A 26,178-nucleotide genomic window follows, 5' to 3' on the forward strand; every position below is an offset into this window, starting at 1 on the left:
CCGGAAAATCCGATTCTAGTTTGAAACAACTGACTTACTTAAAAACCTACATTACTGTTTCGTCTACTATTTAGTTTTCAAAGACCAAGCCGCCGTTTGCGACAGACTCAGCACCCTACCTGAACCGTTCCAACCTGTCAAGACTTTCTTTTCTTAAATCTTTCTCAGATTTGCAGCCGCCGCAACTTTCCCGCGGTGACTGCCGGTTCAAATATTCGGTTGAAGAGAACGTCGTTGCTGCGAAGTCCAACTTTATAGCAAAGGCCGTTTCGGCTGTCAATGCATTTTTTGTCGGCTGCTGACTCGAAGGTGTCTCGTGCGTCAGCGGAGGGTGGTTATAACAAATGCTCCCCTGCCCGTCAACGAGTTTGTTGTTAGTTTTTTCTCAAGCAGCTTAACCGACAGCAACTGCTGGCCAAACTGCTATGGCGCCACCCTGATGGACCTGGTGGAGGACCGCTGTCAGTAAAAAGGGCGATGCTTTCGCATCGCCCCCTTTATATCGGCACTGCCGTCTGAAACTTAAGCGAAACGTACTTTGGCAAACCGGCGCTTGCCTACCTGGATCACATACTCACCGGCACAGGCAATTTCCAGATTCTCATCAGAGATCTTCTCGCCGTTCACTTTGACTCCGCCACCCTGAATGGAACGACGGCCTTCACTGTTGGACTTGACCAACTGTGCTTCTGCCAGAACTTTGCAAAGCAGCACTTTCTCACCTTCCGGCTTGAGAGTGAACTCGGGCATCTCGTCAGGCGTCTCATTGTTCTTGAAGCGCTTCACGAAGTTGTCGTCGGCGAGCTGGGCTGCTTCGGCACCGTGGTAGCGCGCGACCATCTCTCTAGCAAGCTGCTTCTTGGCTTCCATCGGGTGCTTCGCACCACTCTTCAGGTCGGCTTTCAACTGCTCGAACTCGGCCATGGTCAGGTCGCTCAGCAGTTCGTAGTAACGAACCATCAGCTCGTCGGAAGTGGACATCACCTTCCCATAGATCTCGTCGGCTGGTTCGTTGATACCGATGTAGTTGCCCAGCGACTTGCTCATCTTGTTGACGCCGTCGAGTCCTTCGAGAAGCGGCATGGTGATGACGCACTGGGGCGCCTGCCCCCACTCTCTCTGCAGTTCGCGTCCGACGAGGAGGTTGAACTTCTGATCGGTACCGCCAAGTTCAACGTCTGCCTTGAGGGCCACGGAGTCGTAACCCTGCACCAGCGGATACATGAATTCGTGAATGCTGATCGGGAGTTGATTGGTGAAACGGTTGCTGAAGTCCTCGCGCTCCAGCATCCTCGCCACTGTGTACTTGGAAGCGAGGCCGATCATATCGGAAGCGTTCAGCTTGCCGAGCCACTCGGAGTTGAATACAACCTTGGTAAGCTTGGGATCGAGAATCTTGAAGACCTGCTCTTTATAGGTCTCCGCATTCTTCAGGACGTCTTCGCGGGTCAGCACCTTCCTGGTCTCGGACTTGCCGGTGGGGTCGCCGATCATCCCGGTGAAGTCGCCGATCAGAAAATACACCTCGTGGCCGAGCTTCTGGAATTGACGCATCTTGTGCAAAAGCACGGTGTGCCCCAGATGCAGGTCCGGCGCGGTCGGATCAAAACCGGCCTTGATCTTGAGAGGCACGCCGGTCTTGGCGGATTTCTCGAGCTTCTCAACGAGCTCCTTCTCCACCAGAATCTCTACAGCGCCCCTCTTGATAACTTCCATTTGCTCTGCAACGGTCATCACTTTCCCTCCAATGTTATTTCAAAAGCCCCTCGCCTTGTCCCTCCGGATTTCAGAGAGGGGACGCGCCGGCTGCGTACTCAAGAGAGGGTTTCCTACTATCTAACCGCAGGCGATGTTCAGTCTTTCGATGCTGCGTGCAAGACCCGTCTTCTCATCCACCTCGATGACCACCGCGTTGATGCGGATGTCCTTCTTGGCGACCTCGAACTTCGAGGGACGCTGGGTGACGAACTTCTGAATCGCTTCTTCCTTCTTCACGCCGATGACGGAATCAAAAGATCCGGTCATCCCGGCGTCGGTCATATATGCCGTTCCAGCGGTCAGGATGCGCTCATCGGCGGTCTGCACGTGGGTGTGGGTGCCGATGACCGCGGCAACGCGCCCATCCAGGTACCACCCCAACGAGACTTTCTCGCTGGTCGCCTCGGCGTGGAAATCGACGAAAACTATCGGCGTCTCTTCCTTCAGCTTGGCGATTTCCTTGTCGGCGCAACGAAAGGGGCAGTCGAGGTTGTTCATAAAGACCCGCCCCTCGAGATTGAGAATGCCGACCTTGACGCCGCCCGGGGTCTTGACGATGGTCGTCCCCTTGCCCGGGGTCCCTTCCGGATAGTTCGCCGGGCGCACTATGCGGTCCTCACGCTTGATGTACTCCAGCGCGTCCTTCTTGTCCCAGATGTGGTTGCCCGAGGTGATCATCTGAACGCCGCACTTGAAGAGATCCTGCGCGGTTTCCTCGGTGAGACCGAAGCCGCCGGCGGCGTTCTCGCCGTTGGCTATCACCAGGTCGACCATGTGCCGGTCGACGATGCGGTGCAGCTCGCGGGAGAGCGCTTCGCGCCCGGGTTTGCCGATTACGTCACCTATGAAAAGAAGCTTAACGGGCATATTCGGTTGCCCTGGTTTCCCTGATCACGTTGACCTTGATCTGGCCGGGGTAGGTCATCTCGGTCTCGATCTTCTTGGCAATGTCTTTGGCCAGCACGAGTGCGCGGTCGTCCGTTACCTGGTCGCTGGAAACCATGACGCGGATCTCGCGGCCGGCCTGGATGGCGAAGGAGGTCACGACGCCGTCGAAGGAAGTCGCGATCCTCTCGAGGTCGTCGAGGCGCTTTACGTAGGTCTCCATCATCTCGCGACGGGCGCCGGGGCGCGCACCGGAGAGGGCGTCGGCGGCCTGGACCAGAATGGCCAGGACAGTGGAAGGCTTCTCGTCTTCATGGTGCGCCATGATGGCGTGAACGATCTTCGGCGATTCGCCGTACTTCTTGGCGATGTCGGCGCCGATGACCGCGTGGGAACCTTCGATCTCGTGGTCGACCGCCTTGCCGAGGTCGTGCAGAAGACCGGCCCTCTTCGCCTGCTTCACGTTGATGCCGAGTTCGGCGGCCATGATGCCACAGAGGAACGCCACTTCCAGCGAATGCTGGTAGACGTTCTGGCTGTAGGAGGTGCGGTACTTCAGACGACCGATCAGTTTCAGGATCTCGGGGTGGATGCCGTGCACGCCGAGGTCGAAGGCTGCCTGCTCGCCCGCTTCCTTCATGGCCTGCTCGATTTCTTCCTGCGATTTGGCGACCACCTCTTCGATGCGGCCCGGATGGATGCGGCCGTCCGCGATCAGCTTCTGCAGGGAGAGCTTGGCGACTTCCCTTCTCACCGGGTTGAAGCCGGAGAGGATGACCGCCTCGGGGGTGTCGTCGATGATGAGGTCGATGCCGGTCGCAGCTTCGAGCGCCCTGATGTTGCGCCCTTCGCGGCCGATGATGCGTCCCTTCATTTCGTCCGAGGGGAGGGTAACGACGGAAACGCTGCGCTCGGCGACGTATTCGCCGGCGTAACGCTGCATGGCGAGAGCGAGCACTTCCTTCGCCTTCTTGTCCGCGGTCTCGCGGGCCTCCTCTTCCATCGCCTTGATCAGCTTGGCAACGTCGAGCTTCGCCTCATCTTCCATGGAGTCCATCAGGAACTTCTTGGCCTCCGCGGCGGTCATGCCGGCTATCTGCTCCAGCTTAGCCTTCTGCTCGCCGACGAGGGCATCGAGTTTCTCTTCCTTCTGAGTAAGTCCCTGCTCCTTGTTCGACAGGGACTGCTCGCGCTGCGCAAGCCCCTGCTCCCTTTTCAGGAAGTCGGCGTCGCGCTGGTCGAACAGGTTGGTCTTTTTATCGAGGTTCTCTTCTTTTTGCTGCAGCCTCTTCTCCAGAGCCTGAAGATCCTTGCGCTTCTCACGGCTCTCCTGCTCGAACTGCCTCTCCAACTCTTCCTTAGCCTGGTAAACCACATCCTTCGCCTGGACCGCGGCTTCCATGGCCACGACGTCCGCCTGTCGCTTCGCGTCCTCGATCATCTTGGCGGCCAGAGTCTCCGCGTCGGAAACCAGGGCATCAGAGAGCCGCTTGCGCAGGATGTTGCCTATCACGTAGCCGATGGCGGCCGCGATAAGCACCAGCAATATGGCAATAGTTATGTCGATTTTCACTGTTGCTCCCCCTCACGTATATGTTTATTAACGCGAACCACGCGACTTTCCGTGACGATCAAATCCATCGTCACATCGTGCGGTTCGCCGACTATCTCCTGAAGCAGTTGAAAGTCGTAGCAAAACGCCACCAGCTTTCCGCTTCCCTCCAGACGGTGCAGCGACCTGTCGTAATACCCTTTGCCGTAACCGATGCGCCGCCCTTCCATATCGAAGGCAACTCCCGGAACCACCACCAGATCGGCACCCGCCGGATCACACCCGGGACCGTCCGGCTCAAGAATGCCGAAGCGGCCGGGCTTCAGCTCGGTCAGAGCCGTGACTCGACAGAACTTAAGATCATCGCCGACTACCGCCGGGTAAAGCAGCTTCTTCCCTGCGGAAAGGGCAGCTGCGGCGACCTCGGCCGTGCCGACTTCGCCCTGGATCGGTGCATATAGCACCACCTCACGAGCCGACCGATACTCGGGAAGCTCGAGAAAGCGCCGCTGCAGGGCCAGGCTCAGGCTGACTACCTGCGATGCTGTCAGCTCCCGGCGCCGCGCGAGCACTGCAGCTCTGTGGGCGCGTTTAGGCATAAGGTTCCAAAAAGGCGTAGCGAAACAGACTGGTGGACGGCTAGACGTCCGTGATGACAGATGCTCTTGGAGGGAGAATGCGAGTGGATGTAGCAGGTGCTGCGTTGACAGGTTTTGATAGAGTGGGCCGCGTTCAAATGAAGCGCCAAATTTGAACTTTATGTAAATGCAGCCATTAACCCCAGGACATGCTGCTTAACGTCTTTAGGCTACTATCAGCAAACGTGAAAAAGACCGTCTCCTCCACGCAGGTTCTGGCAAAGCTTTGCAACCGTACAACCCAATCAGCTATATGTTGAATCTCCCGCAAGAGACCTGAAACTCTAAAACTGCCGGTCCAACCGTTCAATGAGCCCGGCGATCCGCTCACCGCAGACACGCCGCTCTTCTGCCAAATCTTTCTGTGCGCTGAGGCAGGATTCGGCCAGGTTCATCAAGGCAAGAATCACTACCATCTGGGTATCGCCGCCGGGGACTGCACCCTCCGCCTCCGCCAGCTTCTGGTTTACCAGAGCCTCGACCTGCGCCACATGCTCGGGTGTCGCGACGCTCTTTACCTGGAGATCCCTCCCCAGAACCCTGATGCTGTGTGTGGCGACCAAGTCGTCAGACCCCTTCCAACTTCTTGAGTATCGCGTCAATCCGCGATTTGAGTCCGACCTTCTCTGCAGCGAGTCGGTCGTTCTCGTTTTTGAGCCTCACGTTCTCGAGCTTCAACTCATCGACAACGTTAATTAGAGAAACCACGCGCTTCTCAAGCTCATTAAACAAGTCATCACTCATTATTTCACCTTTTGCGGGGAAATCTTAGGCGACAAGTACTCAAAAGTCAAGGCAATTATTGGAAAAGAGCCTCTACGAACTGGACCGGATCAAAGGCGCGAAGGTCTTCCACCGACTCGCCAACACCAATGAATCTGATGGGAAGGGCGTATTCATTACTTACCGCCACCACGATGCCCCCTTTGGCACTCCCGTCAAGCTTGGTAAGGACCACGCCGGAGACGTCCGCAGCCTCCTTGAAAAGCTTCGCCTGTGAGAGCGCGTTCTGCCCCGTCGCAGCGTCCAGAACGAGTAGCGTTTCATGCGGACCGTCTGGAATCTCGCGGGTGAGCACCCGGCGAATCTTCTTCATCTCCTCCATCAGGTTGACCTTTGTGTGCATGCGGCCGGCGGTGTCGATGATGAGGACATCGGTGCCGCGCGCGATGGCGGCCTTGCAGGCGTCGAACACCACGGCGGAAGGATCGGCTCCTTCCTTATGGCGCACGATGTCCGCCCCGACCCGTTTCGCCCATGTCTCCAGCTGTTCGGCGGCGGCGGCGCGGAAGGTGTCTGCCGCGGCGAGGAGGACTTTCTTCCCTTCACCAGCGTAGCGAGCGGCAAGCTTGCCGATGGTGGTGGTCTTGCCCACGCCGTTCACGCCGATGACCATGATGACGAACGGCTTCTTGTCCGTGACGACCAGGGGGGCGTGGTGTTCCATGAGCCTCAGCTGGATCTCGTCCTTGAGGGCCCGCTTCAAAGCGGCGCCGTCCTGGAGCTCGGCGCGCTTTAGGCGCTGTTCGAGGGTGCGGATGAGGTCGACGGTGGTTTTCACACCAAGATCGGCAGTGATCAGGATCTCCTCGAGTTCCTCGAGGGTGTCCGTGTCGATCTCTTTCCGCCCCATCAACAGGGTATCGACGCGGCCGATGATGCTTTCGTGGGTCTTGCTGAGGCTGCGCTTTAGGCGATCGAAGAAGCTTGGTTTGGCCTGCTCGGTCGGTTCGGGTTCCGGAACGGGAGCCGGAGCCACCGGTTCGGTCCAGACCTGCCGCGGCGCGGAAGGAGCGGGCGCCACGGCGTCGACGCGAGTCGGTTCTGCCGCAAGTTCAGGTACGGAAACAGGCTCTTTAGGAGCCGCTTCCGTTTGATCGAGCTCCTCGGCCTGCTTTTCCTCAACGGTCGGAGGAGCCTCCTCGGCGCCCCCCATCCCGAGCTTCTTGAAAAGACCTTTGAAAAAGCCTTTGTTTTCCTCGGCCATTAATAAATCTCCTTATGCAAAAGCTGCGCGGTCTCCCGGAACTTCCTCAGAGCCAGGAGCGGCAGCGCGTTGCGCTGCAGGGTCATCACCAGGGCATAGTCGTCGCCGATGCTCCCCACGATGACGTGCTGTTCGTCCGTGCTGATCACGCCCTCTTTTATGGACCCGGCATCGTGTTTTTGGTGCACATCCTTCAACTGGGCAAGCATGATCCCCCAGTGGGCGGCGGTAACCTTGATCTCGAACGGGTCGCCGTGGGTGAACTGCTCGACGGCTTCCCCCTCCCAGTCGGCCAGGATGGCGCCACTCGCCCCCGGCACGGCTTCAACCAATGTAGTCAACAGTCTCTTGAAGGGCACGTCAAGCTCCTACTGCAAACAATATTGTGCTGGCCGACTGCGCAAAGTCGGACCAGTCGGACCTGCAACCTGCAACCTGCAATCGGCCTGGGTGCCGCCGCTCCTAGCGGTTCAAGCGAACCGAGACCAGCTTCGACACGCCGGGCTCTTCCATGGTGACGCCGTACAGGGTATCGGCTACGGCCATGGTGGCGCGGTTGTGGGTGATGATGATGAACTGGGAGTTGGCGCTCATCTCTCGCACCATGTCGTTGAACCTGCCGATGTTGGCGTCGTCGAGCGGAGCGTCGACTTCGTCAAGCAGGCAGAACGGCGAGGGCTTGATCAAGAAGATCGAGAAGATGAGGGCAACCGCGGTGAGCGCCTTCTCTCCGCCGGAAAGAAGGGAGACGTTCTGCAGTTTCTTGCCCGGCGGCTGCACGACGATCTCCAGGCCGGTATTCAGCAGGTCCTCTTCGTCGGTAAGACGCAATTCGGCGTGGCCGCCGCAGAAAAGCCTCGGGAAGATCTGCTGGAACTTCTCGTTCACCAACTGGAACGTCTCAAGGAAACGCTTCCTCGTGGTGCGGTTGATCCGCTGGATAGCCTTCTGCAGCGCGTTCATCGACTCCTCGAGGTCGTCCTTCTGCGTGGAGAGGAAGGAGAAGCGCTCCTCCATCTCCTTGAATTCCTCGATCGCCATGAGGTTGACCTCGCCCATGTCGTTGATGGTTTTTTGCAGCTCTGCCTGCCGTTTGCCACTCTCCGCCTCGTCCCACTCGACCTTGGCGTAGCCCAAAAGCGCATCGGCGATCTCCATGCGGTGCTTTTCCTTGAGGGTCTCCTCAAGATGGGCAAGCCTCATGCTGACCTCAGTCAGGCGCAGGCTCCTCGCGTTCAGTTGCTCCCGAACCGCAACGCTGTCGGCGCGCACCCCCTTCAGGAGCGTTTCCTCCTCCTGGACTTTCGCCGCTTCGGCCTCGTAACGGTCCTTCACCTGTAGCAGTGCCTGCTCGCTGGCAAGCTGCTGCTTTACCACCGCACGCAGCGCCTCTTCCCCTTCGGCTATCGCGGAAAGAAGTCGGGTGCGCTCGTCGCCGGAACCTTCCAGTTCACGGGTCCGGGAGGCGATGCGATTGGTGAGATCGGCGCAGAGACCTTCCACGCGCCGCAAGGCGCGCTCGGTCGAGTCCCCCTTCTCCCTGAGAGCGGCCACGCGCACCTTCATCGAGGTGACCATCTCGCGCGCTTCCTCCATCTCGAAGCGGGAACCCTCGAGGCGGGCCTGCAGCGCGGCCACCGTGCTCTCAAGTGCCCCCTTGCGCTCGTCGGCTTGGGCCCGTTTCGCATCGGCCTGCGCCATCTCCGCGGCCACGAGGTCCTTTTCCTCCGCGAGCTGATCTTCCTCTGCCTCGCGAACCGCGCCGTTCTCCTCGATCCTGTGGCATTCGGCGAGCACCGTCTGCAGATCCTTGTCGGCATTGATGATCCTGATATCCAGGCGGTGCAAGGTCTGGCGCAGCTCGACGCGGTGCGCCTCAGCGTCGGCTATCTCGCCTTTTCGCTTCTCGCGTGCCGCGGAAAGATCACGAACCTCGGCCTCGAGACGCTCCACCTCGGCTCCCAGGGCCTTGATCTCCCTTTTCTTGTGGATGATCCCCTGCTGGGCCGGCTCGGCGGAGCCGCCGTTGACGATACCGCCGCCGTGGGCCAGGTCACCGTCCAGGGTAACGAAGGTTGAGGTCGGGTAAGAGGCGGCGAGCTCCAGGGCGTGTCCCAGGTCCCGGGCGAGATAGGCGCCGGCAAGAAGCGGCTCGACCAGGTGGGCGTACTGGGTCGGAACGGTTACCCGCTCCCATAGCGGCGCCGCCTCCGCTGGGAGGTCCTTGACCTGATGACGCCACGGGGGTGCCGTCACGAAGCTGCAACGGCCGCCCGAGCTCCCCTTCAGGTGCGCGACGGCGTCCAAAGCGGTGGTGGGCGAGTCGCACAGCAGATACTGCAGGCGCTCACCGAGAACCGCCTCGAGGGCCACCTCGAATTCCTCCTCCACTTCGAGAGCGTCCGCGATCATGGTGAGGGGGGCGTTCTTGAAAGGCTCGGCGAGAAGGAGGTTGCGCACCCCTTGTCCGTAACCGGCGAACTGTGCCTCCAACTCCTGCAACGACTTGAGGCGCGAAGCGGCGCTGGAGAACTCGTCCCGGCGCTGCTGGAGCAGTCTGTCACCGGCCTCCTGGGCCTGCTTCAGCTCGGCCTCGCGGCTTCCCGCCATGGCGAGCTCTTCGTCGGCCAGCGCCTTCTCGCGGGCGAGCTGCTCGCGTTCCTGTTTCAGCGCATCGACCTTGCCGCTCGCTTCGGCCAGGCGTTCCCCGAGCAGGATACGCTCCCGTTGGCTCGCCTGCAGCCGCTCGGCGAGTCCGGCGAGCCGTTTCTGTGCGGCGCCGTGCTGGTTGGTGGCCTGGGCTCCTTCGGAGAGAGCGGCGAACATGGCGCGCCGCGCCTCATCCAGTTCGCGGGTCACCCCCGCCTCCCCGGCGGCCATCTCCTCGAGAAGCGATTCGCGGTATTCGAGCGCCTCGCTTTCCCTAGTCAACTCCTCCTGCAGCGAGACGCGCTGGGCCTGCAGTGTGCCGATCTCGCGCTCCGAACCCGCCAACTGGTCGCGCAGTCCCTGGAGCTCTTCCTCGAAACGCGCGCCGTGGCGCTCGAGGTTCACCAGTTCCTTGCGCTGGAACTCGAGACGGTTCTCCCCTCCCTGCAGTTCACTCTTCCAGCGGAAGATCTCTTCCTGGGCGGCGGTCAGCTCCCGTTCCGTCTCCAGGAGGGCGAGACGCTTTTGCTCGACGGAAAGCTCCGCATCGTTGAGTTTTGCCGTGACGTCGACGAGCTTCGACTCGAGCTCGGCGATCTCGCGCTCGAGCGTGCTCTTGTCCCTCTCGACCGTCGCGTACCCCTTGGCGGCGAAGAGAAGCTCGATTTCCTTCAGCTCCTGCCTCACCTCGCGGAAACGCTCCGCCTTCTTGGCCTGGCGCTGCAGGCCGTTCATCTGGCGTTTGATTTCGGAGATGATGTCGCCGATGCGCAAAAGGTTCTGGCGCGTGGCCTCCATCTTCTTCATGGCGACGACCTTGCGCGCCTTGAACTTGGTGACGCCCGCGGCCTCCTCGATCAGGAAGCGGCGCTCCTCCGGCTTGGCGTGGAGGATCATGCCGATCTTCCCCTGCTCGATGATCGAGTACGCCTTGGCGCCGATGCCGGTGTCCATGAACAGCTCGGCGATGTCGAGCAGCCTGCACGGGGTCTTGTTCAGCAGGTAGTCGCTCTCGCCGTCGCGGTAGAGCCTGCGGGTGACCTGTATCTCGGAGAAGTTGAGGTATTTCGCCGGGACGCGACCGTCCTCGGTGGAGAAAAACAGGGAGACTTCGGCCATCCCGAGCGGTTTCCTGAACTCGGTGCCGTTGAAGATGATGTCCTCCATCGACTTGCCGCGCAGGTTCTTGGCGGACTGCTCCCCCATGACCCAGCGGATCGCATCGACGACGTTGGACTTGCCGCAGCCGTTGGGACCTACCACGCCGGTGATGGGCTGGTTGAAGTCCAGAACGACCTTATCTTGAAAGGATTTGAATCCGTGGATTTCTAGTCTTTTGATCTTCATGAGCTGCGCATCTTATCAGAGAGGGGGTTTTAATGTAAAGGGGAAGATGGAGGGGAGTGCGGCTTACGGGAAATGCAAAAAGGGACATGGTTTCCCATGTCCCTTTTTCGTTCGTTCGTAGCAGACCTAGGCTTCGGTCTTCTCTTCAGCAGCCTCTGCCACCGGAGCTTCTTCAACTGCGGGAGCCTCTTCGGCAACCGGAGCAGCCTTGGCGGCCTTGGCAGCCTTCGGAGCCTTGGCGGCCGGAGCCGGCTTGGCAGCCTTCTTCGGGGTCATCTCGGCTTCAACGAGCTCGATGACGGACACCGGAGCGGTATCGCCCGGGCGGATGCCGAGCTTGATGATCCTGGTGTAGCCACCCGGACGCTCGGCGTAACGCGGCGCGATCTCGGTGAAAAGCTTGGTCACGACTTTCTTGTCGCGGATGTAGGCCGCTGCCTGCCTGGTGGCGTGAAGGTCGCCCCTCTTGCCCAGGGTGATCATCTTCTCGGCGATGGAGCGGAGCTCTTTCGCCTTGGCATCGGTCGTGGTGATCTTTTCGTGCTGGAGAAAGGAAGTCACCATGTTCCTGAACATAGCGATCCTGTGGCTTGTGGTCCTACCAAATCTTCTACCCGCGCTGTTGTGACGCATATCTTTTCACTTCCTTTCGATCTATAAATGAAGTCGTACGGACTATTCTTCTTTCTGTTCCCCGCGCAGGCGCCTCATGATCTCGGGATCCGGGAAGTTCTCCAGTTTCATGCCGAGGGTGAGACCCATGTCTACGAGGATGTCCTTGATTTCGTTCAGCGATTTCCTGCCGAAGTTCTGGGTCTTCAGCATCTCGGCCTCGGTCCTGGAGACCAGTTCGCCGATCAGCTTGATGCCAGCGTTCTTCAGGCAGTTCGCGGAGCGAACCGAGAGCTCCAGCTCGTCTACCGAGCGATAGAGGTTCTCGTTGAAGCGCTCGCGCTCCTCTTCCGGCTCCGCCTCCTCCTGGGGCTCCACGTCCTCATCGAAGTTGATGAAGATGGAAAGCTGGTCCTTGAGGATCTTGGAAGCGTAGGCCACCGCGTCCTGCGGTTTCACGCTGCCGTCGGTCCAGACTTCGATAGTAAGCTTGTCGTAGTCGGTGATCTGACCCACGCGAGCGTTGGTGACGGTGAAGTTCACCTTGTGAATCGGGGAGAAGATCGCATCGATCGGAATGGTCCCGACCGGTGCCTTCTCGTCACGGTTGCGGTCAGCCGGGACATAACCCTTGCCGACTTTCACCATGAGGTCCATCTCCAGGTTGGCGTCCTTGGAGCAGGTTGCGATGTGATGTTCCGGGTTCAGGATCTCGACGTTGTTGTCGGTGATGATATCCTTCGCCTTGACCACCCCTTCACCCTTCTGCACGATCCGGATCATCCGGGACTCGTTGCCGTGCACCTTGAGGCGCACCCCTTTCAGGTTGAGGATGATGTCCGTCATGTCCTCGGTCACACCCGGGACAGCGGAGAATTCGTGCAATACGCCCTTTGCCTTTACGGAGACGATGGCCGCCCCCTGCAGGCTGGAGATGAGGACCCTACGCAGCCCCGTTCCGAGGGTGGTACCGAACCCCCTTTCGAAAGGTTCGGCGTAGAACTTGCCGTATGTATTAGTCAGCGATTCTGTCTCAACCTGAAGCTTCTTCGGCCTGATCAGATCGCGCCAATTTCTATACATTTAGATCCCCCTGTATCGGTTGTTGGTCAGCCTTTACTTGGAGTAGAGTTCGACGATCAACTGCTCCTGAATCGGCATGGTGATGTCCTCGCGGACCGGCAGAGCCTTGATGGTGCCTTTGAAGGCATCCTTGTCGAGCTCGAGCCACTGCGGGATGCCCCTGCGCACTACGCCTTCGAGGGACTCGTTGATCACCGTGATCTTGCGGCTCTTCTCGCGGAGCTGAATCACGTCGCCGGCTTTCACCTGGATGGACGGGATGTTCGCTTTGCGCCCGTTCAGGGTGAAGTGGCTGTGACGCACCAGCTGGCGCGCCTCGTCACGGGAGGTGGCGAAGCCGAGACGGTAGACGACGTTATCGAGCCTTCTCTCCAGAAGGAAGAGGAGGTTTTCGCCGGTCACGCCCTTCATCCGGTCTGCGGTCTCGAAGTACCCGCGGAACTGGTTCTCGAGGATGCCGTAGATACGACGCACCTTCTGTTTTTCGCGCAGCTGAACACCGTAATCGGAAACTTTGATGCGACCCTGACCGTGCTGCCCCGGGGGATAGCTCCTTCTCTTGATGGCGCACTTGTCGGTGTAGCAACGCTCACCCTTCAGAAAAAGTTCCGATCCTTCGCGCCTGCACAACCTGCATGAGGGCCCTGTATACCTAGCCAATGAAGACCTCCTATGATCCTAACTGATAGTTCTGTGACTCCAGGTCCGTGAAAACGGGCCTAGACCCTTCTTCTCTTCGGGGGACGGCAGCCGTTGTGCGGAATCGGCGTTACGTCGCGGATGAAGCTGACGGAGAAACCGGCAGCCTGCAGCGCGCGCAGCGCGGACTCGCGGCCGGAGCCGGGACCCTTCACGTACACCTCGATGGAGCGCATGCCGTGCTCCATGGCCTTCTTAGCCGCGTCCTCAGCAGCCATCTGGGCTGCGAACGGGGTGCTCTTCCTGGAGCCCTTGAAACCCTTGGCACCGGAGGTGCACCAGGCCACCACGTTACCGACCGGGTCGGTGATGGTGATCATGGTATTGTTGAACGTAGCCTGAATGTGGGCCACGCCGGTGGGTATATTCTTTTTCTCTTTCTTCTTCTTAACGACCTTCTTTGCCGGGCTCGCCATTATCCCTCCAGAATCTTATTTCTTCTTGCCAGCGACCGTACGAGCCGGCCCTTTCCTGGTGCGTGCATTGGTCTTGGTACGCTGCCCGCGGCAGGGAAGACCTTTCCTGTGACGGAGGCCGCGGTAGCAGCCGAGATCCATCAGACGCTTTATGCTCATGGAAATGTCGCGGCGCAGGTCGCCCTCGACTTTCACGTTCTTGTCGATGTAATCCCTGATCTTGGAGACTTCCGCCTCGGTCAGGTTGTCGCAACGGGTGTTCATGTCGATCCCGGTTGCGGTGAGAATTTCCTGGGAAAGAGATCTGCCGATGCCGTAGATGTAGGTGAGTGCGATCTCTATTCTCTTATTTCTGGGTAAATCTACCCCTGCGATACGTGCCAATGCCCGCTCCTCCTATTAGCCCTGTCTCTGTGAATGCTTGGGGGTCTCGCAGATAACGCGGACTATGCCCTTGCGCTTGACAATCTTGCACTTTACACAGATCTTCTTAACCGATGCCCGAACCTTCATAGTTCACTTCCTTTTGAAGACGTTTTCCCAATCTATGTCTAGATTTTCGTAAGTATCTGCGGACCGTTGTCCGTAATTGCCACCGTGTGCTCGAAGTGGGCCGAGAGGCCTCCGTCGGCGGTCACCGCGGTCCAGCCATCCTCGAGCACCCTGACCTCGTATCCCTTCTCGTTGATCATCGGCTCGATGGCGAGGACCATGCCGCTTTTCAGCTTGGGTCCCTTCCCCGGCTGACCGAAGTTGGGTATCTGAGGTCCCTCGTGCAGTTCTTTCCCGATACCGTGGCCGACGAAGTCCCGGACCACCGAGAAGCCCCGCGGCTCGACCCAGGACTGCACCGCGTGGGCTATGTCCGAGAGCCGGTGCGCCGTATCGGCTACGTCGATGGCGCGGTAGAGCGACTCTTCGGTCGCCTTGATCAGCTTTGCGGCGGCCTGGGAGATTTCGCCTACGGGAACCGTGATGGCCGAGTCACCGTAGAAGCCGTTGTAGAGCACGCCGAAATCGAGGCTTACGATATCCCCGGAGACCAGGGTGCGCTGCGTGGCGAAGCCGTGTACCACCTGCTCGTTCACGGAGCAACAAAGCGAAAAGGGGAAGCCGCTGTAACCCTTGAAGGCAGGCTTCGCCTTCCTCTTCAGCGTTTCCCTCTCCGCGTAAGCGTCAAGTTGGGCCAGGGTGACGCCCGGTGCCACCATCTCCCTAAGGCCGGCAAGAATCTCCGCCACCATCCTGCCCGCGGCGGCCATCTTCTCGATTTCGGCCCTGGATTTGAGTACTATCACCGTGCGCCCTGCAGTACCGCGATGATCTCCGTCTGCACGCCTTCGACGGTGCCGAGACCGTCGACCGAGCGAAGCAGCCCGGCCGCGCCGTAGTAAGAGATGAGCGGAGCGGTCTGCGCCTCGTAAACGGCGAGACGGTTCAGAATGGTCGCCTCTTTGTCGTCCTCGCGCTGGAAGAGATCTCCACCGCATGCATCGCAGATGCCTGCAACCTTGGAAGGTGCGAAGTCGACATGGTAGCCGGCGCCGCACTTGGAGCAGGCACGCCTGCCGGTGAGACGCTTCAGGAGCTCGTCCTTGTTCACGGAAAGCGAGACGACGTGGTCGATCTGCTTGCCCATGCCGGAGAGAACCTTGCCGAGGGCGTCGGCCTGGGGCACGGTGCGCGGGAAGCCGTCGAGGATGAAACCTTTCTGGCAGTCCTGCTGCGCGAGGCGCTCCTCGACGATGCCGATCACGACCTCGTCGGGAACCAGGGCACCCGCGTCCATGAAGCCCTTGGCCTTCACACCCATCGGGGTGAGGTCCTTAACGGCAGCCCGCAGTATATCGCCGGTGGATATCTGCGGGATGCCGAACCTGTCTATGAGGAGTTTCGCCTGGGTCCCCTTGCCTACGCCCGGGGGTCCAAGGAGGATGAGGTTCATCGGGGCCTCCTATTTTCTACCCTGAATGCGAACGCCTTTCATGAACCCTTCGTAGCTGCGCGTGATGAGGTGCGCCTCGATCTGAGCCAGTGTGTCCATACCGACACCGACCGCGATCAGCAGCGAGGTGCCGCCGAAATAGAAGGGAAGGTTGAATTTCCCGATCAGGATCGAAGGGAGCACACAGACTGCGGAGATGTAAATCGCACCCGCAAAGGTCAGCTTGGTGAGCACCGCGTCGAGGAAGTCGGAGGTCTCTTTGCCGGGACGGATCCCGGGCACGTAACCGCCCTGCTTCTTGACGTTGTCGGCGACATCAACCGGGTTGAAAGTCACAGCCGTGTAGAAATAGCAAAAAAAGACGATAAAGGCAACAAATAAAATCTCGTAGAGCAACTTTCCGGGGGCCAGCTGCTTGGAGGCGGCCTGCACCCAGGGAACGTCGATGAAGTTGCCCACCGTTGCCGGGAACATGATGATCGACGATGCGAAGATCGGCGGGATGACGCCGGCCATGTTCACCTTGAGCGGCAGGTGCGAACTCTGGGCGCCGACGGTCTTGAGACCTACCACGCGCTTCGCGTAGTGAATCGGGATCCTGCGCTGGCCGCGCTCCATGAAGACGACGGCTGCGATGACCAGAAACATCACGGCGATCACGAGGATCAGCACAAACAGGGAAAGCTCGCCGGTCTTGATCAGGCGGAAGCTGTTGCCGATGGCGTTCGGGATACGCGCCACGATGCCGGCGAAGATGATCAGGGAGATGCCGTTACCGATCCCCTTCTCGGACATCTGCTCGCCCATCCACATGATGAAGGCGGTGCCTGCGGTCAGCGTGATCACGGTCATCAGACGGAAAGCCCAACCCGGGTTCGGAACGACCAGTTCGCCCGCCGGACCGCGCATCGCCTCAAGGCCGATGGAGATACCGAAGGACTGCACCACCGACAGCACCACGGTGCCGTAACGGGTGTACTGGATGATCTTCTTCCTGCCGGCATCCCCTTCCTTCGAGAGCTTCTCGATGGCCGGGACCACGACGGTGAGAAGCTGGAAGATGATGGAGGAGGAGATGTACGGCATGATGCCGAGGGCGAAGACGGTCAGCTTCTCGAGAGCCCCGCCAGAAAACATGTCGAACATACCGAGCAACGTGCCCTGCGCAGCCTTGAAGAACTGCGAGAGCGCCAAGGCGTCAATACCCGGAGTAGGGATGTGACACCCTACCCGGTAGACGGCCAGCATCATCAGGGAAAACAAAACCTTCTTTTTAAGCTCGGGGATCTTGAAAATGTTCTGGAAGGCTTCTATCAAGACTAGATCTCCTCGACGGTACCGCCTGCCGCAGTGATTTTTTCACGTGCAGATGCGCTGAATTTGTGAGCCTTGATGGTCAGAGCGCGGGTCAGGTCACCGGTTGCCAGCACCTTGATGCCGTCGCAGATCTCGTTGATGATGCCGCTCTTCTGAAGCGCCTCGGCGTCCACCACGCTGCCCGCCTCGAAAATCTCGAGCTGGCAGAGGTTGACCAGCGCGTAGACCTTCTTGGTGAGCGGAGTGAAGCCGCGCTTGGGGAGCCTTCTGTGCATCGGCATCTGGCCGCCTTCGAAGCCGGGCTTCACGGAGCCGCCGGAGCGCGCCTTCTGCCCCTTGTGACCCTTGGTCGCGGTCTTGCCGTGGCCGGAGCCGGTGCCCCTGCCGATGCGCTTTCTATTCTTGGTCGACCCGATGGCCGGTTTGATGGTATTCAATTGCATGATTGTCACCTTTAGGGGGAATTACTCTTCGACGCGTACCATGTGGGCGACCTTGGCGATCATCCCACGGATCTCCGGGGTATCCTTCAGGACCACGGTCTTCTCACGCTTGGTGAGCCCCATGCCGAGCAGGCGGCCCTTCATTTTCTCGGATTGACCGATGGCGCTCTTGACGAGCGTAACCTTCAGTTCAGACATGTTCAGCTCCTTAAGTACTATTCGGTGATGCCGCGGCGCGCCATCAGCTCTTCCGCAGTCTTCAGCTGGCCCAGGCCCGCGAAAGCGGCCTTGACCACGTTGTGCGGGTTGTTGGAGCCCAGGCACTTGGCGAGGATGTTGTGCAGGCCTGCGGACTCGAAGACCGCGCGGGCAGCACCGCCGGCGATGACGCCGGTACCCGGGGATGCGGGCATCATGAGCACCTTCCCGGCGCCGAAGTGACCGAGCACTTCAAACGGGATGGTCTGGCCGGCCACGATGGGGACCTTGATCAGGTTCTTCTTGGCCTGCTCGACGCCCTTGCGGATCGCCTCGGGGACCTCGTTGGCCTTGCCCAGGCCGTAGCCCACCACGCCGTTGCCGTCGCCTACCACCACGAGGGCGGAGAAGCTGAACCTGCGGCCACCCTTGACGACTTTGGCAACACGGCTGATATGGACAACCCTATCGGTAAGATTCATTTCACTGGCATTGATCTTAAGCAAACTCATTCCTCCTTACCTGCCCTAGAAGGACAGACCGTTTTCGCGTGCGGCCTCAGCCAGAGCTTTGATCCTACCGTGGTAAAGGAAACCGTTACGGTCGAAGACGACCGCTTTGATGTCCTTCTCCAGAGCCTTCTTGGCGATGGCGGCGCCAACCTTGGTGGCGGCCTCGATGTTGCCGGTGTACGAAAGCCCTTCGGCTACCTCGCCCACCAGGGTGGAGGCGGAGGCGAGCGTCGCGCCGGTGGTGTCGTCGATCAGCTGGGCGTATATGTGACGTGCACTCTTGAAGACGTTCAGTCTCGGACGCTCCGGCGAACCGGTGATTTTCTTCCTGACCCTGGTCTGTCTTTTCAGGCGAGCTACCTGTTTTTGGGCTAAAGAACTCAAGGCACTTCTCCTTGCTAATGCTATTTTTTACCGGTTTTGCCGGCTTTTCTGAGAATGGTTTCGTCAGCGTACTTGATGCCCTTGCCCTTGTAGGGCTCGGGACCACGGAAGTCGCGGATCTTGGCGGCGGTCTGGCCTACAAGCTCCTTGTCGATCCCCATCACCTTGACCTTGGTCATCTTCTCGACTTCGACGGTGATCCCGGCCGGGAGTTCGAAGTTGATCGGATGAGAGTAGCCGAGCGCCAGGTTGAGCACGTTGCCCTTCACCTCGGCACGGTAACCGACGCCGTTGATCTCGAGGAGGGACTCGAAGCCCTTGGAGACACCCAAGACCATGTTGTTGATCAGGGTCCTGGTCAGACCGTGAGCCGAGCGGGACTTGATGGTGTCGTCGTTACGCGTAACGGTGACGGCCTTATCGGTCACGTCGACGGTAACGCCGCCGCCGAGCACGCGGGCGAGCTTCCCTTTCGGGCCCTCTACCTTGATCTCCGGCGCGTTGTATATGACTTTCACCCCCGCAGGGATCGCGATGGGAAGTTTTCCTATTCTAGACATGCAAAGCTCCTTAAAGCGAAATGACTACCAGACCGTGCAAAGGATCTCGCCGCCGATGTTCAGCTCGCGAGCGGTCTTGTCGGTTACCAGCCCTTTGGAAGTCGAAAGGATGGCAACGCCCAGTCCGTTTTTCACCTGCTTGATCTTGTCGGAGTGGACATAGACCCTGCCGCCGGGCTTGCTGATCCTCTTGATCTCGTTGATGACCGGTTCCTTCTCATCGATGAACTTGAGGTATATACGCAGAATCCCCTGCTTGTTGTCGGCGATAACCTTGAAGTTCTTGATGAAACCCTCGGCGCGAAGCACCGTCGCGAGGCTCACCTTGAGGTTCGACGAAGGGATGTCAACTTTCTGGTGTTTTGCCATACCAGCGTTCCTGATTCTGGTCAGCATGTCGGCAACTGGATCTGTCATGCACATATGAAACTACTCCTCTTTCCTAAAGCGGAATCTTTTTACCAACTGGACTTGATAACACCGGGAATCTGGCCGGAGTTCGAGAACTTCCTCAAGCAGATCCTGCACATTTCAAATTTCCGGTAGTAAGCTCTCGGGCGACCGCAGACGGTGCAGCGATTACGCTCGCGCACTTTGTACTTGGCCCTCGAAGCTTTTATGATCATAGATGTCTTAGCCACGGAATTCCTCCAAACCTGTATTAGTTCCTGAACGGCAGGCCCATGAGCTTGAGAAGCGCCTTGCCCTCAGCGTCGGTCTTTGCCGTGGTCACGATCGTGATGTTGAGACCCTTGATCTTGTCGACCTTGTCGTAATCGATCTCGGGGAAGATCAGATGCTCCTTGATGCCAAGGGAGTAGTTGCCCTTGCCGTCGAAGCCCTTGCCGGAGATCCCCTTGAAGTCACGTACGCGCGGCAGCGAAACGCTTACCAGGCGGTCGAGGAACTCGTACATTTTCTCGCGACGCAGCGTCACCGCGCAGCCGATCGGCATGCCCTGACGCAGCTTGAAGCCCGCGATGGACTTCTTCGCCTTGGTGATCACGGGCTTCTGGCCGGCGATGGCCGCCAGCTCGTCGGCTGCGGAATCCAGAATCTTGACGTTCTGGATCGCTTCGCCGAGGCCCATGTTCAGGACGATCTTCACGAGCTTGGGGACTTCCATGATGTTATTGTAGTTATGGTCCTTCATCAGTTGCGGGACCATCTCTTTATTGTAAAGCTCAGCCAGCCGTGCCATTGAATCCTCCAAAACTATTTATCAAAGGACTCGCCGCATTTGACACAGCAGCGCGCCTTTTTACCGTCTTCCAGAACGGTGGTCCTGGTCCTTACCGCCTTGTTGCACTTCGGGCAGAGCAGCATCACATTGGAGATGTGCACCGGAGCCTCTTTCTCGAGGATCCCCCCCTGCTCGGAACCGCGCGGCTTCACGTGGCGCTTGACCACGTTGATCCCCTCGACGATCACGCCGTCCTTCTTGGGCGCGATGGAGAGCACCTTGCCGCTCTTGGAACGATCCTTGCCCGCAGTGATCACGACGGTATCGTTTTTCTTTACATGTAATTTTTTGCCCAGCATCTCTATTCTCCAGGATCTAGTCTTAAAGTACCTCGGGGGCGAGGGATATGATCTTCATGAACTTCTTGGCGCGAAGTTCCCTGGCGACCGGCCCGAAGATACGAGTGCCGACAGGCTCCTTGGCGTTGTTGATGACCACGCCGGAGTTGGTGTCGAAACGGATGTAGGAGCCGTCCGGGCGCCCAACGGCCTTGGCGGTACGCACCACGACGGCCTTCACCACGTCACCCTTTTTCACCTTCGAATTGGGGAGTGCTTCCTTCACGGAAGCGACGATGATGTCGCCAATCCCGGCGTAACGGCGCTTGGAACCGCCAAGCACTTTAATGCAAAAGAGCTTCTTCGCGCCGGAGTTGTCCGCCACGTCCAATATGGTCTGCATCTGAATCATTGTTTAACTCCCGGCGAGCCCTTAAGCCTTGGACTCGATAATCTGTCTGATCTTCCAGCGCTTGTCCTTGGACAGCGGACGGGTTTCCACGATGAGGACACGGTCGCCGATCTTGGCGGCGTTGTCGATATCGTGCGCCTTGTACTTGGCGGAGCGCTTGATGTACTTGTTGTAGACGGGGTGCTTCACCAGACGGTCGACCTTGACTACTGCGGTCTTGTCCATCTTGTCCGAGACGACCACGCCGATCTGAGTTTTCCTGTTGCCTCTTTCGCTCATATCTATCTCTTAGCCTCTCTTTTCGCGGAGTATGGTCTTCACGCGGGCGATGTCCTTCTTGATGTTGGACACCTTGGCGGTGTTTTCCAGACGCCCGGTGTGAAGCTGAAACTTCACGTTGAAGAGTTCTTTGGTAAGCTCGGCGCTCTTGGTCTCGAGTTCTGCTGCCGTCGCGTTTTTCAGTTCGTTAGCCTTCATTGATTTCCGCCCTCGTAATGTACTTGGTGGCTACGGGGAGCTTGTGCGCCGCAAGCCTGAATGCCTCGCGCGCCACTTCCTCGCTGACCCCCTCCATCTCGTAGAGGACACGGCCGGGCTTGATGACGCAGACCCACGAGTCCGGGGAGCCTTTCCCCTTACCCATACGGGTTTCGGCGGGTTTCGCGGTGAGCGGCTTGTCCGGGAAGATACGGATCCAGATCTTGCCACCCCTCTTGATGTAGCGGGTCATGGCGATACGGGCGGCCTCGATCTGGCGGGAATCCAGCCAGCCGCACTCGGTAGCCTGCAGACCGAACTCGCCGAACGCGAGCTCAACGCCGCGCTGCGGGGTCCCGGTCATGCGACCCTTCATCTGTTTTCTATGCTTAACTTTCTTGGGCATTAACATCGCAAAAAACTCCTGTTCCTATTTTTTAGCGGAGAGCACTTCACCCTTGAAGAGGAGCACTTTTACGCCGATGATACCGTAGGTGGTCTTCGCCTCAGCGAAACCGTAATCGATGTCCGCGCGCAGCGTGTGCAGCGGCACCCGGCCCTCACGGTACCATTCGGTCCTCGACATCTCTGCCCCACCCAGGCGACCGGAGCAGGTGATCCTGATCCCCTTGGCGCCGAACTTGAGCGTGGAAGTCACGCTCTTTTTCATGGCACGCCTGAAGGCGATGCGGCGCTCGAGCTGCATGGCCACGTTCTCGGCCACAAGCTGTGCGTCCAGCTCCGGCTTCCTGACTTCCTGTATGTTAAGGTAGACCTCTTTGTCGGTGAGCTTGGCCAGCTCCTTCTTCAGGGTCTCGACCTCGGAGCCCTTCTTACCGATGATGAGGCCCGGACGAGCGGTGAAGATGTTGATCTTCGCCTTGCCCGCAGCGCGCTCTATCTCGATCTTGGAGACGCCGGAATGATACAGCCTTTTCTTAAGGAAGTTGCGCAGCTTCAGATCTTCGTGAAGAAGCTTTGCATAATCTTTTTCTGCGTACCATTTGGAATCCCAGGTTTTAATAACCCCGAGCCTGAACCCGATAGGATTTACTTTCTGACCCAAAACATCACCTCCGACCCGTTCTTATTTCTTTTCCGCAAGGACCACGGTAATGTGGCTCGTCGGTTTTCTGATCTTGCTAGCCCGGCCCATGGCGCGGGGGGTGAAGCGCTTAAGTACTGCGCCGCCATCGACGAAAATCGTCTTGACGAAGAGCTTGTCCACATCGGAGCAGCCCTTCTGCTCGGCGTTGGCTACAGCCGAGGAGAGCAGCTTCGAGATAAGCTTCGCCGACGGTTGCGGCGAAAAGCGCAGGGTGTTCAGCGCAGTCTGAATGCCCTTGCCCCTGACGAGGTCCACGACCAGGCGTGTTTTCCTCGGGGAGAGGCGGACAGAGGATAATTTAGCGGATGATTCCATTACAAAACTCCTTTAGGACCTTACTTCTTCTTGAGCTTGCTCTTCTTGTCAGCAGCGTGGCCGTAGAAGGTTCTGGTAGGTGAGAACTCGCCCATCTTGTGGCCGACCATGTTCTCAGTGACGAACACAGGGATGAACTTCTTGCCGTTGTGCACCGCGAAAGTGAGCCCGATGAAATCCGGGGTGATGGTCGAACGACGCGACCAGGTCTTGATCACTTTCTTGCTGCCGGCCTGTTCTGCCTGGGCTTTCGCTTCGAGATGCGCGTCAACGAAAGGCCCCTTCTTTATAGATCTTGCCATCTTTTAAAATCCTCTATCCAGATGAGTTATTTGCTGCGCTTCTTCACGATGAAGGCCGTGGACCGCTTGTTGGTGCGCGTCTTGTAGCCCTTGGTGGGGATACCCCACGGGGTTACCGGGTGACGACCACCGGAGGTCCTGCCCTCGCCACCGCCGTGCGGGTGGTCGACCGGGTTCATCGCGACGCCCCTTACGTGGGGACGTACGCCGAGCCAGCGGGAGCGACCTGCCTTGCCGATGGAGACGTTCTCGTGGTCCACGTTGCCCACCTGGCCGATGGTCGCCTTGCAGTCCATGAGGATCATGCGGACTTCCGAAGAGGGGAGCTTGACCTGGGCGTACTTTCCTTCCTTGGACATGAGCTGCGCGAAGGTCCCGGCGGAACGGGCCAACTGGGCGCCCTTGCCGATCTTCAGCTCGATGTTGTGGATGATGGTACCCAGCGGGATGCACCTGATAGGGAGCGTGTTGCCCGGCTTGATGTCGGCCTGCTCGCTGGAGATAACGGTGTCACCCACTTTCAGGGAGAGCGGAGCCAGGATGTAGCGCTTCTCGCCGTCGGCGTAGTTGAGGAGTGCGATGCGCGCGCTGCGGCACGGATCGTACTCGATGCTGGCAACCTTTGCCGGGATGTCGGTTTTGTCACGACGGAAGTCGATGATGCGGTACTTCTGCTTGTGACCGCCGCCGACGTTCCTGGAAGTGACGCGACCGTTCGAGTTTCTGCCGCCGCTTTTCTTGAGGTTCTCAACAAGAGACTTCTCAGGCTTGCAGGCAGTGATCTCCTCGAAGGTCGAGCAGGTCTGCGCCCTTCTACCCGGAGAAGTAGGTTTGTAAGTTTTGATAGCCATTATCTAAATCCCCACAGAGTTTTTATGCTTCGAAGAAGTCGACGTTGGAGCCCTCTTTCAGGGTCACGTACGCTTTCTTCCAGTTGGAACGCTTGCCGATGCCCCTCACGGTGCGCTTGGTCTTGCCGGCCACGTTGACGGTGTTCACGGCGGCGACCTGCGCGTTGAAGAGCTGCTCGACGGCGGCCTTGATCTCGATCTTGTTGGCGGCGCCGTTCACCACGAAGGCGATGACGTTCTTGTCGTCTTTCTCCACCGTGGTCTTCTCAGTGATGAGCGGTTTCTTTATGACGTCATAGATGTTCATGACTGTAATGCTCCTTCAACACGACGAACGGCGGCCTCGGTAAAGACGACGCTCTGGTATTTCATGATGTCGAAAATATTGAGACCTTCGGGACCCAGCACTTTGACGTTTTTCACATTGCGAGCGGAGAGCTCCAAAGTAAGATTCGCAGTATCTGTGATAACGAGCGTCTTGTCAAGGTTAAAAGCATTTAGTACCTCGACAAATGCCTTTGTCTTGATGGCGGGAAGCTCAAAGTTATTCAGAACAGTGATCGCCTCTTTCTTATAGAGCATGGAAAGTGCGCTTCTGAGAGCAGCCTTCCTAGCCTTCTTGTTCATGGAGAGGCTGTATGTCTTCGGCTGCGGGCCGAAGGCCACGCCGCCGCCGGGGTACTGGGGAGCGCGGCTGCAGCCCTGACGAGCCTGGCCGGTACCCTTCTGCTTGAACGGCTTCTTGCCGGAGCCGGAAACCGCGGCGCGGTTCTTGACGGCAACGGTGCCCTGCCTGCGGTTAGCGAGCTGGATCTTGACGGCCTCGTGGATCAGGTACTCGCGCACGTCGTCGTTGAAGACGGCGTCGGAGACTTCGATCTCACCGACCTTTGCTTTTTTGATGTCAAATACGTCTAACTTTGCCATGTCTATCTCCAGCCCCCGTTATCTCGTCGCCTTGACGGAGTCCTTGATCAGGACAACGCCGTTGGCGGAACCGGGGATCGCTCCACCGAGCAGAATCAGATTGTCAGCAGCGTCCACGCGCACAACTTTCAGGCGCTGCACGGTCACCTTCTCGTTACCGAGCTGGCCCGGCATCTTCTTGTTCTTGAAAACCCTGGAAGGGGTAGCGGAGCAGCCGATGGAGCCCGGGGCGCGGTGGAAGCGGGAGCCGTGGCTCGACCGACCGCCTTTGAAGCCCCAGCGCTTGATGACGCCGGCAAAACCCTTACCGATGGAGGTGCCGGTCACGTCGACCAGGTCGCCCTCTTCGAACACGCCGGCTTCGATCACGTCGCCCACGTTGTAGGCGCTGGTATCGTCCATGCGCAGTTCGCGGTAGGTGGTGAACACGCCCGCGCCGGCGCCCTTGCAGTGGCCTACCTGGGCCGCGTTGGCCTTGGAGGCGTCCTTCGCGCCGAATCCGACCTGGATGGCGCTGTAGCCGTCCTTCTCAACGGTCTTCTTCTGCAGGACGACGCACGGCCCAGCCTCGACGACGGTCACGGCGATGCGCCTGCCGTCCTCGGCAAATATCTGGGTCATGCCCAGTTTTTTCCCAATCAATCCCTTATTCATGGTCGACTTCCTATCCTTGTATTAAAGCTTGATCTCGACGTCCACACCAGCGGAGAGGTCGAGTTTCATCAGAGCGTCGACAGTCTGCTGAGTCGGCTCGAGAATATCGATCAGGCGCTTGTGGGTCCTGATTTCGAACTGCTCGCGCGACTTCTTGTCGACGTGCGGTCCACGCAGCACGCAGTACTTGTTGATGACGGTCGGCAGCGGAATCGGGCCGGCAACGCGTGCGCCGGTCCTCTTAGCGGTGTCGACGATCTCGCCAACGGAAGTATCAAGGAGCTTGTGGTCGTATGCTTTCAAGCGGATTCTAATTTTCTGACTAGGCATCTCTTCCTCGTGATGAAACAAGTTTTTCAGTTTACAGCCGGTGATTTCCGGGAGGGACACTCGCGTGCCCGCCCGGAAACCCGGACCTGAAAACCGTATGTTTTTCTATTCTTACTCGATGATGGAGGCAACGACCCCTGCACCGACGGTACGGCCGCCTTCGCGGATAGCGAAGCGCAGACCTTCGTCCATTGCGATCGGGGTGATCAGGTTGACGGTAACCGAGACGTTGTCGCCCGGCATAACCATCTCGACGCCGGCTTCGAGGTCAACCACGCCGGTAACGTCGGTGGTCC

At 58.8% G+C, this 26,178-nt stretch carries 40 protein-coding genes; all 40 read right to left on the reverse strand.

Annotated features, from left to right (window positions below; all coding sequences use genetic code 11):
- Positions 1-522 precede the first annotated feature (522 nt).
- A complete protein-coding gene (gene tyrS / locus D6Z24_RS21235) occupies positions 523-1,734 on the reverse strand; it encodes a tyrosine--tRNA ligase (RefSeq protein ID WP_129128510.1) in 1,212 nt (403 codons plus the stop codon).
- A gap of 102 nt (positions 1,735-1,836) precedes the next feature.
- Positions 1,837-2,625, reverse strand: coding sequence for a TIGR00282 family metallophosphoesterase (locus D6Z24_RS21240; protein ID WP_129128511.1), 789 nt, complete (start codon positions 2,623-2,625; stop codon positions 1,837-1,839).
- Positions 2,615-4,210: a ribonuclease Y gene (gene rny / locus D6Z24_RS21245; protein WP_129128544.1), complete on the reverse strand. Its 1,596-nt coding sequence runs from the start codon at positions 4,208-4,210 to the stop codon at positions 2,615-2,617. The genes D6Z24_RS21240 and rny overlap by 11 nt, the downstream gene beginning before the upstream one ends.
- Positions 4,211-4,212: 2 nt before the next feature.
- The gene (locus D6Z24_RS21250; RefSeq protein ID WP_129128512.1) at positions 4,213-4,794 is read right to left on the reverse strand and encodes a 5-formyltetrahydrofolate cyclo-ligase; all 582 of its coding nucleotides are present in this window, start codon (positions 4,792-4,794) and stop codon (positions 4,213-4,215) included.
- Positions 4,795-5,117: 323 nt separating this feature from the next.
- A complete protein-coding gene (locus D6Z24_RS21255; protein WP_129128513.1) occupies positions 5,118-5,396 on the reverse strand; it encodes a cell division protein ZapA in 279 nt (92 codons plus the stop codon).
- A 4-nt stretch (positions 5,397-5,400) separates the two neighbouring features.
- Entirely contained in the window at positions 5,401-5,577 is a 177-nt protein-coding gene (locus D6Z24_RS21260) for a cell division protein ZapB (RefSeq protein ID WP_129128514.1), read from the reverse strand.
- A gap of 55 nt (positions 5,578-5,632) precedes the next feature.
- Positions 5,633-6,820, reverse strand: a complete 1,188-nt coding sequence (gene ftsY, locus D6Z24_RS21265; protein WP_129128515.1) for a signal recognition particle-docking protein FtsY — start codon at positions 6,818-6,820, stop codon at positions 5,633-5,635.
- Entirely contained in the window at positions 6,820-7,179 is a 360-nt protein-coding gene (locus D6Z24_RS21270; RefSeq protein ID WP_129128516.1) for a roadblock/LC7 domain-containing protein, read from the reverse strand. The genes ftsY and D6Z24_RS21270 overlap by 1 nt, the downstream gene beginning before the upstream one ends.
- A 103-nt stretch (positions 7,180-7,282) precedes the next feature.
- Positions 7,283-10,816, reverse strand: a complete 3,534-nt coding sequence (gene smc / locus D6Z24_RS21275) for a chromosome segregation protein SMC (protein WP_129128517.1) — start codon at positions 10,814-10,816, stop codon at positions 7,283-7,285.
- Between the two features lie 126 nt (positions 10,817-10,942).
- Entirely contained in the window at positions 10,943-11,449 is a 507-nt protein-coding gene (rplQ, locus tag D6Z24_RS21280) for a 50S ribosomal protein L17 (protein ID WP_129128518.1), read from the reverse strand.
- A gap of 42 nt (positions 11,450-11,491) precedes the next feature.
- Complete coding sequence (locus D6Z24_RS21285; RefSeq protein ID WP_129128519.1) at positions 11,492-12,511, reverse strand: DNA-directed RNA polymerase subunit alpha; 1,020 nt, start codon at positions 12,509-12,511, stop codon at positions 11,492-11,494.
- Positions 12,512-12,544: 33 nt separating this feature from the next.
- A complete protein-coding gene (gene rpsD / locus D6Z24_RS21290) occupies positions 12,545-13,171 on the reverse strand; it encodes a 30S ribosomal protein S4 (protein WP_129128520.1) in 627 nt (208 codons plus the stop codon).
- A gap of 59 nt (positions 13,172-13,230) precedes the next feature.
- A complete protein-coding gene (gene rpsK / locus D6Z24_RS21295; protein WP_129128521.1) occupies positions 13,231-13,626 on the reverse strand; it encodes a 30S ribosomal protein S11 in 396 nt (131 codons plus the stop codon).
- A 15-nt stretch (positions 13,627-13,641) separates the two neighbouring features.
- Positions 13,642-14,010, reverse strand: a complete 369-nt coding sequence (rpsM, locus tag D6Z24_RS21300; protein WP_129128522.1) for a 30S ribosomal protein S13 — start codon at positions 14,008-14,010, stop codon at positions 13,642-13,644.
- A gap of 15 nt (positions 14,011-14,025) precedes the next feature.
- The gene (rpmJ, locus tag D6Z24_RS21305) at positions 14,026-14,139 is read right to left on the reverse strand and encodes a 50S ribosomal protein L36 (protein WP_012529389.1); all 114 of its coding nucleotides are present in this window, start codon (positions 14,137-14,139) and stop codon (positions 14,026-14,028) included.
- Positions 14,140-14,177: 38 nt separating this feature from the next.
- Positions 14,178-14,924, reverse strand: coding sequence for a type I methionyl aminopeptidase (gene map, locus D6Z24_RS21310; RefSeq protein ID WP_129128523.1), 747 nt, complete (start codon positions 14,922-14,924; stop codon positions 14,178-14,180).
- Complete coding sequence (locus tag D6Z24_RS21315) at positions 14,921-15,571, reverse strand: adenylate kinase (RefSeq protein ID WP_129128524.1); 651 nt, start codon at positions 15,569-15,571, stop codon at positions 14,921-14,923. Before D6Z24_RS21315 ends, map begins: the two co-directional genes overlap by 4 nt.
- 9 nt (positions 15,572-15,580) lie before the next feature.
- Positions 15,581-16,888, reverse strand: coding sequence for a preprotein translocase subunit SecY (secY, locus tag D6Z24_RS21320; RefSeq protein WP_129128525.1), 1,308 nt, complete (start codon positions 16,886-16,888; stop codon positions 15,581-15,583).
- Positions 16,889-16,890: 2 nt separating this feature from the next.
- Positions 16,891-17,331, reverse strand: a complete 441-nt coding sequence (gene rplO / locus D6Z24_RS21325; protein ID WP_129128526.1) for a 50S ribosomal protein L15 — start codon at positions 17,329-17,331, stop codon at positions 16,891-16,893.
- Positions 17,332-17,352: 21 nt separating this feature from the next.
- Positions 17,353-17,529: a 50S ribosomal protein L30 gene (gene rpmD / locus D6Z24_RS21330; protein WP_129128527.1), complete on the reverse strand. Its 177-nt coding sequence runs from the start codon at positions 17,527-17,529 to the stop codon at positions 17,353-17,355.
- A 17-nt stretch (positions 17,530-17,546) separates the two neighbouring features.
- Positions 17,547-18,035: a 30S ribosomal protein S5 gene (gene rpsE, locus D6Z24_RS21335; protein WP_129128528.1), complete on the reverse strand. Its 489-nt coding sequence runs from the start codon at positions 18,033-18,035 to the stop codon at positions 17,547-17,549.
- A gap of 21 nt (positions 18,036-18,056) precedes the next feature.
- Positions 18,057-18,425, reverse strand: a complete 369-nt coding sequence (rplR, locus tag D6Z24_RS21340) for a 50S ribosomal protein L18 (RefSeq protein WP_129128529.1) — start codon at positions 18,423-18,425, stop codon at positions 18,057-18,059.
- Between the two features lie 20 nt (positions 18,426-18,445).
- Positions 18,446-18,985: a 50S ribosomal protein L6 gene (gene rplF / locus D6Z24_RS21345; RefSeq protein ID WP_129128530.1), complete on the reverse strand. Its 540-nt coding sequence runs from the start codon at positions 18,983-18,985 to the stop codon at positions 18,446-18,448.
- A gap of 24 nt (positions 18,986-19,009) precedes the next feature.
- Positions 19,010-19,408 (reverse strand): 30S ribosomal protein S8, encoded by a 399-nt coding sequence (gene rpsH, locus D6Z24_RS21350; protein WP_129128531.1) that lies wholly within the window; start codon positions 19,406-19,408, stop codon positions 19,010-19,012.
- Between the two features lie 35 nt (positions 19,409-19,443).
- Complete coding sequence (locus D6Z24_RS21355) at positions 19,444-19,626, reverse strand: type Z 30S ribosomal protein S14 (RefSeq protein ID WP_129128532.1); 183 nt, start codon at positions 19,624-19,626, stop codon at positions 19,444-19,446.
- 20 nt (positions 19,627-19,646) lie between these two features.
- The gene (gene rplE, locus D6Z24_RS21360; RefSeq protein WP_129128533.1) at positions 19,647-20,186 is read right to left on the reverse strand and encodes a 50S ribosomal protein L5; all 540 of its coding nucleotides are present in this window, start codon (positions 20,184-20,186) and stop codon (positions 19,647-19,649) included.
- Positions 20,187-20,200: 14 nt separating this feature from the next.
- A complete protein-coding gene (rplX, locus tag D6Z24_RS21365) occupies positions 20,201-20,527 on the reverse strand; it encodes a 50S ribosomal protein L24 (RefSeq protein ID WP_129128534.1) in 327 nt (108 codons plus the stop codon).
- Positions 20,528-20,549: 22 nt separating this feature from the next.
- A complete protein-coding gene (gene rplN / locus D6Z24_RS21370) occupies positions 20,550-20,918 on the reverse strand; it encodes a 50S ribosomal protein L14 (protein WP_129128535.1) in 369 nt (122 codons plus the stop codon).
- A 21-nt stretch (positions 20,919-20,939) separates the two neighbouring features.
- Entirely contained in the window at positions 20,940-21,197 is a 258-nt protein-coding gene (rpsQ, locus tag D6Z24_RS21375) for a 30S ribosomal protein S17 (protein WP_129128536.1), read from the reverse strand.
- 9 nt (positions 21,198-21,206) lie between these two features.
- Positions 21,207-21,395 carry a 50S ribosomal protein L29 gene (gene rpmC, locus D6Z24_RS21380; RefSeq protein ID WP_129128537.1) on the reverse strand — a complete coding sequence of 63 codons (189 nt, stop codon included), beginning with the start codon at positions 21,393-21,395 and terminating at the stop codon, positions 21,207-21,209.
- Entirely contained in the window at positions 21,385-21,807 is a 423-nt protein-coding gene (gene rplP / locus D6Z24_RS21385; RefSeq protein ID WP_129128538.1) for a 50S ribosomal protein L16, read from the reverse strand. The genes rpmC and rplP overlap by 11 nt, the downstream gene beginning before the upstream one ends.
- 18 nt (positions 21,808-21,825) lie before the next feature.
- Positions 21,826-22,461 carry a 30S ribosomal protein S3 gene (gene rpsC, locus D6Z24_RS21390; protein WP_012529372.1) on the reverse strand — a complete coding sequence of 212 codons (636 nt, stop codon included), beginning with the start codon at positions 22,459-22,461 and terminating at the stop codon, positions 21,826-21,828.
- A 21-nt stretch (positions 22,462-22,482) separates the two neighbouring features.
- Positions 22,483-22,818: a 50S ribosomal protein L22 gene (gene rplV, locus D6Z24_RS21395; RefSeq protein ID WP_012529371.1), complete on the reverse strand. Its 336-nt coding sequence runs from the start codon at positions 22,816-22,818 to the stop codon at positions 22,483-22,485.
- 20 nt (positions 22,819-22,838) lie between these two features.
- A complete protein-coding gene (gene rpsS, locus D6Z24_RS21400; RefSeq protein WP_129128539.1) occupies positions 22,839-23,120 on the reverse strand; it encodes a 30S ribosomal protein S19 in 282 nt (93 codons plus the stop codon).
- Positions 23,121-23,146: 26 nt separating this feature from the next.
- The gene (gene rplB, locus D6Z24_RS21405) at positions 23,147-23,971 is read right to left on the reverse strand and encodes a 50S ribosomal protein L2 (RefSeq protein WP_129128540.1); all 825 of its coding nucleotides are present in this window, start codon (positions 23,969-23,971) and stop codon (positions 23,147-23,149) included.
- Between the two features lie 22 nt (positions 23,972-23,993).
- Entirely contained in the window at positions 23,994-24,278 is a 285-nt protein-coding gene (locus D6Z24_RS21410) for a 50S ribosomal protein L23 (RefSeq protein WP_129128541.1), read from the reverse strand.
- On the reverse strand, positions 24,275-24,898 hold the full coding sequence (gene rplD, locus D6Z24_RS21415) for a 50S ribosomal protein L4 (RefSeq protein ID WP_129128542.1): 624 nt from the start codon (positions 24,896-24,898) through the stop codon (positions 24,275-24,277). Before rplD ends, D6Z24_RS21410 begins: the two co-directional genes overlap by 4 nt.
- A gap of 18 nt (positions 24,899-24,916) precedes the next feature.
- Positions 24,917-25,552 carry a 50S ribosomal protein L3 gene (rplC, locus tag D6Z24_RS21420; protein WP_129128543.1) on the reverse strand — a complete coding sequence of 212 codons (636 nt, stop codon included), beginning with the start codon at positions 25,550-25,552 and terminating at the stop codon, positions 24,917-24,919.
- A gap of 21 nt (positions 25,553-25,573) precedes the next feature.
- Positions 25,574-25,882 (reverse strand): 30S ribosomal protein S10, encoded by a 309-nt coding sequence (gene rpsJ, locus D6Z24_RS21425; RefSeq protein ID WP_012529365.1) that lies wholly within the window; start codon positions 25,880-25,882, stop codon positions 25,574-25,576.
- 111 nt (positions 25,883-25,993) lie between these two features.
- A partial coding sequence (locus D6Z24_RS21430; protein WP_456237292.1) for an EF-Tu C-terminal domain-related protein occupies positions 25,994-26,178 on the reverse strand: 185 nt, incomplete at its 5' end.

Origin of the sequence: Geomonas oryzae, assembly GCF_004117875.1 — a bacterium.
In the GTDB taxonomy this organism is placed as follows: domain Bacteria; phylum Desulfobacterota; class Desulfuromonadia; order Geobacterales; family Geobacteraceae; genus Geomonas; species Geomonas oryzae.